4 protein-coding genes are annotated in these 6232 nt (G+C 60.6%); 1 reads left to right on the top strand and 3 read right to left on the bottom strand.

Annotated elements, in window-relative coordinates:
• Window positions 1–77 precede the first annotated feature (77 nt).
• Window positions 78–971, top strand: a complete 894-nt coding sequence (locus IRZ12_RS14605; RefSeq protein ID WP_296469793.1) for a LysR family transcriptional regulator — start codon at window positions 78–80, stop codon at window positions 969–971.
• A 50-nt stretch (window positions 972–1021) separates the two neighbouring features.
• On the opposite strand, the gene gyrB is transcribed toward IRZ12_RS14605, so the two are convergent.
• The 3 genes from gyrB to dnaA form a co-directional block, all read right to left on the bottom strand.
• A complete protein-coding gene (gene gyrB, locus IRZ12_RS14600; protein ID WP_296469789.1) occupies window positions 1022–3529 on the bottom strand; it encodes a DNA topoisomerase (ATP-hydrolyzing) subunit B in 2508 nt (835 codons plus the stop codon).
• Between the two features lie 253 nt (window positions 3530–3782).
• Window positions 3783–4889, bottom strand: coding sequence for a DNA polymerase III subunit beta (dnaN, locus tag IRZ12_RS14595; RefSeq protein WP_296469786.1), 1107 nt, complete (start codon window positions 4887–4889; stop codon window positions 3783–3785).
• A 239-nt stretch (window positions 4890–5128) separates the two neighbouring features.
• Window positions 5129–6232 (bottom strand): chromosomal replication initiator protein DnaA (gene dnaA, locus IRZ12_RS14590; protein ID WP_296469783.1); only part of this gene is annotated, 1104 nt, incomplete at its 5' end.

The following is a 6232-nucleotide window of genomic DNA, read 5'->3' as shown; positions in this document are numbered from 1 at the left end:
GGGGAAAGCTTAGTCACAATCTATGCGCCGTTTATAATGATTGAATAATGATTAATAAATGAGACATATAGATCACCATGCGCAGAAGAATCTCGCTCTCGGAGATGGAGGCGTTTGCGGCTGTTGTCCGGGAGATGAATTTCAGTCGCGCGGCAGAGCAATGCTGTACGACCCAGCCGGCGTTGAGCGTCACGATCCGTGAACTGGAACGCAAGGCCGGCGCCGCACTTTTATTGCGAAGCACTCGGCGCATGAGTTTGACGCCAGCGGGAGAGCAATTTCACCACCTTTGCAAGGAGGTCCTCGCGCTGTACGACGACGGCTTCTCCCGATTCCAGAACTTTGTGACGGGTCGGTCCGGCACCTTGGTCGTGGCGGCCTCGCCGTCGATCATGGCCGGTATGTTCCCCCGGCTTCTGCAACGATTTCATGAGGCGCTCCCAGACGTCAAAGTCGAAGTTCGGGAGCGATTACATGAAGAATGTGTTCGCCTGTTACGGGAGAAAAAGGCGCACTGCGCGATTACCGCAGCCAAACGGGACGCTCATGACCTGGAGCAACGGCACCTTTTCTTCGACAAGTTGATTCTCGTGTGCCCGACGGACCACACACTTGCGTCCCGGACCCAAGTGACCTGGGAGGAGATCGTGCGCCACCCGCAAGTCTCCCTTTCCGCGGACAGCCACATCAGGCAGGTCATCGAGGTCGAGTACGCGAAACGGGATTTGAAATTCCGACCGGCCGATGAAGTCGAGCGATTCACCTCTTTGCTGGCGTTGGTCTCTTCGCGCCGGGGTGTAGGCATCCTGCCCGAATCGTTGGTCCGGGAACTCAGCTACCGCAACTTGCGCTTTCTCCCCATAGCGGAAGAATCAGCGGCTAGAAGCATCTGCCTTATCACCGCCCGTGCAAGCGTACTGCCCCCGGCCTTTGAGCGTTTCCGCGAAGTCTGCGTGGACGTGTTGGGATAACGCCTTAGAGGCGCCACGCGCCGGTGCTAGGCCTGCGCCGGCGCGAGTCCTCACACGTCGATATTCCCCGCCATCAATGCATGCGTTTCGATGAAAGCGCGCCGCGGTTCGACGTGGTCGCCCATGAGGGTGGTGAAGATTTCGTCCGCCGAGATGGCGTCTTCGATCTGGACGCGCAGCAGCCGACGCACGGAGGGGTCCATCGTCGTTTCCCACAACTGGCTGGGATTCATTTCGCCCAGGCCCTTGTAGCGCTGCTTGGAAATCGAGCGCTCCGCCTCCGAACGCAGCCACTGGATCGCTTCGCGGAAATTCGTGACGGCCAGCTCCTTGAGCTTGTCGCCTTCGCCACGCTCGACCTTCCCACCGCTGCCGATCAGGCCCTGGAAGGTCTTGGCGCCGTTGTGCAGCACGCGGTAATCCGGGCCGTTGAGGAAGGCTTGGTCGATGACGGTGACGCGAATGTTCCCGTGGTGGTTGCGGTGGATTTCCAGCTTGGGCTGCTGCGTTTCCTCGTCCACCACGACTTTGGTGTGGACGACGCCCGGCATGGCCGGGTCTTCCAATTCCGCCTGCAGGCGCTGGCGCGACAGCTCGGCCGCGTCCACGCTGGAAAGATCGATTTCCACACCCTGCACGATGGCCGACAACGTCGCCACGTCCATGATGCGCGAGAGCCGATCGATGACGGCGTCGACCAGGTTGTACTGGCGGGCAAGCTCCTTGAGTGCTTCCCCGGTGATGGGTTCGGCATCGGCCGTCGGGTAGAGCTTCGCGTCCTTGAGCGCGAGGTCCAGCATGAACGCGGCTTCTTCGGCTTCGTCCTTCAGGTAGCGCTCTTCGCGTCCCACCTTGACCTTGAACAGGGGCGGCTGGGCGATATAGATGTAGCCGCGTTCGATGAGCTGCGGCATCTGGCGATAGAACAGCGTCAGCAGCAGCGTGCGGATATGCGCGCCGTCCACGTCTGCATCGGTCATGATGATGATGCGGTGATAGCGCAGCTTGTCGATGTTGAAGTCGGGGCCGATGCTGGTTCCCAGCGCTGTGATCAGCGTGGTGATCTGTTCGCTGCTGATGAGCTTGTCGAAGCGGGCCTTCTCGACGTTCAGCACCTTGCCGCGCAGCGGCAGGATGGCCTGGAACTTGCGGTCGCGGCCTTGCTTGGCCGATCCGCCGGCGGAATCCCCCTCCACGATGTAGAGCTCGGACTTGGATGGATCCTTTTCCTGGCAGTCGGCAAGCTTGCCGGGCAGGCCGGCGCCTTCCAACACGCCTTTGCGACGGGTCATCTCGCGGGCCTTGCGCGCCGCTTCGCGGGCGCGGGCGGCTTCCACGATCTTGCCACACAAGGCCTTGGCATCCGCGGGGTTCTCGAGCAGCCAGGTTTCCAGGCTGCGCGCCACGGCATCTTCCACCGCGGGCCGCACTTCGCTGGAGACGAGCTTGTCTTTGGTCTGGCTGCTGAACTTGGGTTCGGGCACCTTGACCGACAGCACGCAGGTCAGGCCTTCGCGCATGTCGTCGCCGGTGGTTTCCACCTTGGCCTTCTTGGCCAGCTCGTTCTCGTCGATGTACTTGTTGATCACCCGTGTCATCGCCGCGCGCAGGCCGGTCAGGTGCGTGCCGCCGTCACGCTGCGGGATGTTGTTGGTGAAGCACAGCACGCTCTCGGTGTAGCTGTCGTTCCATTGCATTGCCACTTCGACGCCCACGGGCACGCCGCCGGCGGAAGACTCGGTAGAGACGGCGAACACGTTGGGATGCAGTACCGTCTTGGAGCGGTTGATGTATTCGACGAAGCCTTTGACGCCGCCGCTGAAGGCGAAGTCCTCTTCCTTGCCTTGGCGCTCGTCCACCAGCTTGATGCGCACGCCATTGTTCAGGAACGAAAGCTCGCGCAGCCGCTTGGACAACACCTCGTAGTGATACTCGATGTTGGAGAAGATTTCCGCATCGGCGAGGAACTGCACGCGGGTACCGCGCTTGTCGGTCTTGCCGACGATCTTCAAAGGCTCGACGCGCTGGCCGCGGCGGAATTCCATCTGGTAGAGATGGCCGTTGCGGCGGATGCTGAGCTTGAGCCACTCCGACAACGCGTTCACGCAAGACACGCCCACCCCGTGCAGTCCGCCCGAGACCTTGTACGAGTTCTGGTCGAACTTGCCGCCGGCGTGCAGCTCGGTCATGACGATTTCCGCCGCGCTGCGCTGGAATTCGTCGTCTTTGTGGATGTCGGTGGGAATGCCTCGGCCGTTGTCCGAGACCGAGATCGAGTTGTCGGTATGTATCGTGACGACGATCTCGTCGCAATAGCCCGCCAGCGCCTCGTCGATGGCGTTGTCGACCACTTCGAACACCATGTGGTGCAACCCCGTGCCATCGGAGGTGTCCCCGATGTACATCCCAGGCCGCTTGCGCACGGCCTCGAGCCCCTTCAGCATCTTGATGGAGTCGGCGCCGTACGAATCCTCGGAGCGGGAGGTATCGACCAGCGTATTGTTGGCAAGGCTAGTATCGATCTCGCCCGTATCAGGCGCGGTGTTCTGTTCGGTCATAGGAAAGCCCACCCCCGGATGGATTGCGGCGGCCCTTCCCGAAGGAAAGGACAGCTGGCAGGCGCGTACGACCGCGCTGCGTCATCCGAGGTCATAAAACAAACCAAGGCCCTTCCCGAATCAGCACCTCGACCCGGCAAGGGAAGATTAATCAAAGAACGAACCGCCACCGCCAATGGCCCACGCCGGCAATCCCACGATGAGCCGCCTCGGCGACCCATCGTTGCCAGCATGGCATGGCCCATGTGGAGGCTTAAATCCGCATCGGCATCACGACGTATTTGAAATCTGCGTTGTCTGGCAGGGTGATCAACGCCGATGAGTTGGCGTCGCCGACGCTCCACTGCACGGTTTCCGCCTTCAGGTTGCCCAGCACGTCGAGCAGGTAGCTGACGTTGAACCCGATGTCCAGCGGTTCGAAACCGTAGTCGATCTCGAGTTCTTCCTGGGCTTCTTCCTGTTCCGCGTTGCTGGCAGATATCTTGAGCACGTGGTCGGCCATCTGCATCCGGACGCCCTTGAACTTGTCGGTAGTCAGGATGGCGGCACGTTGCAGGCTGCGCTGGAGCGCTTCGCGGGCTATCGGGAACTGCTTGCTGTAGCCCTGCGGAATGACCCGCTGGTAGTCGGGGAACTTGCCTTCGACCAACTTGGAGATCAACTCCACGTCGCCGAATACGAATTTGATCTGATTGGCCGCGACGGAGATCTCGATGGGATCGTCGCTGTCCTCCAGCAGGCGAAGCAGCTCCAGCACGGTCTTGCGCGGAACGATGACTTCCTGCTTGGGAGCGTTGCCATCGATCGTGATGGCGCAATAGGCCAGCCGGTGCCCGTCCGTGGCCACGCAGCGCACGTTATTGCCGTCCAGCACGAGCAGCATTCCGTTCAGGTAGTAGCGGATGTCTTGCTGGGCCATCGCGAAGTGCACCATGTTCAGCAGATGGCGGAACGACTTCTGCGCCATCGTGAGCGAAGCATTCCACGACGCGGGCTGCGCCACGGTCGGAAACTCTTCGGCCGCCAGGGTCTGCAGCGCGAACCGGCTCTTGCCGGACTGGACCGACAGCTTCTTGTTGGCCAACGACAGGGCTACATCACCCGTTTCGGGAAGGGCGCGCAAGATGTCGAGCAGTTTGCGAGCTGCCACCGTAGTGGATTCAGACGCATCACCCACGCCGAAGTCGGCATGGGTGGTGATCTGAACCTCGATGTCCGTAGACACGAACGACACGCGACTGCCTTCCTTGCGCAACAGGATGTTGGCCAGGATAGGCAAGGTGTGCCGCCGCTCCACGATGCCTGAAACGGTGGCGAGCGGCTTAAGCAACGCGTCGCGTGAGGCTTTGACCAATTGCATATCCAATCCTTCTTTGGGTTGGTAGTTGATAGGACCCTGTGTACAACTGGAAATCCTTCAAAAAAACATTGTAAATCAAGAACTTGTCCAGCTTTTCCGGGTGGGGATAGACCGCTGGAGCATATCGCATAAGCCTGAACAACTTTCGTTCGAAAAAAGCGCGGCCAAGTTGTCCAGAAATGCCCCAGGGCTTATCCACACACCCATGCACAGAGGTCCCGGCTGAGAATCGTCGTCGTTTATCCCTTCAAAGTTTGTTCGAGTACATGCAGTGCATGGTTCAACTCAGCCTGCTTGGTACGTGATTCCGCGATCTTGCGCACCGCGTGCAGCACCGTGGTGTGATCCCGCCCGCCGAAGAGCTCCCCGATCTCCGGCAGGCTCTTCTGGGTCAGCTCCTTGGCCAAGTACATGGCGATCTGCCTCGGCAGCGCGATGTTGGCCGGCCGGCGCTTCGAATACATGTCGGCGACTTTGATCTTGTAGAAATCGGCGACCGTCTTCTGGATGTTCTCCACCGTGATCTGGCCGTTGGATACCGAAAGCAGATCCTTAAGCGCGTCCTTGCATACCTCCACGGTAATGGGCTTGCCGTGGAACTTGGCATAGGCCAAAACCTTGCGCAGCGCCCCTTCGAGTTCGCGCACGTTGCTGCGCAGGTGCTTGGCAATGAAGAAGGCCACTTCCTCGGGCAGGTGAACGCCTTCCGTTTCCGCCTTCTTCAGAAGAATCGCGACCCGCATCTCCAGCTCGGGCGGCTCGATGGCGCAGGTCAGGCCTGAGTCGAAGCGGGAGATGAGCCGGTCGTCGATGCCGGAGAGCTCCTTCGGATAGGTATCGCTGGTGATGATGATCTGCTTGCGCAGCGCCACCAGTGCCTCGAAAGCGTAGAAGAACTCTTCCTGCGTCCGGTTCTTGCCGGAAAAGAATTGGATGTCATCGATCAACAGCAGATCGAGCGAGTGGTAGTAACGCTTGAAGTCGTCGAAGGCCTTGCGCTGGTAGGACTTGACGACGTCCGAGACGAATTGCTCCGCGTGGATGTAGCGCACGCGGGCACCGGCGTTCTCCGCCACCATGGAATTCCCGATGGCGTGGATCAGGTGGGTCTTGCCCAAGCCCACGCCGCCATATAGGAACAACGGGTTGTAGGAGGTGCCGGGGTTCTCGGCCACCTGCAGGGCAGCCGCCCGGGCGAGCTGGTTGGCCTTGCCGGTGACGAAATTGTCGAACGTGAGCTCGGCGTTGAGCCGGGATCGCTCATAGATGCTCGTCGCCTCGGTCGTGTCCGGCTTGGTCACGCGCGGCACCGGGCGCGGCGCATCGGCGGCCCCCCGCGCGGG

The organism is Pigmentiphaga sp. (assembly GCF_019689535.1).
Classification (GTDB): domain Bacteria; phylum Pseudomonadota; class Gammaproteobacteria; order Burkholderiales; family Burkholderiaceae_B; genus Pigmentiphaga.
This window is presented reverse-complemented; position numbering and strand designations above follow the sequence as displayed.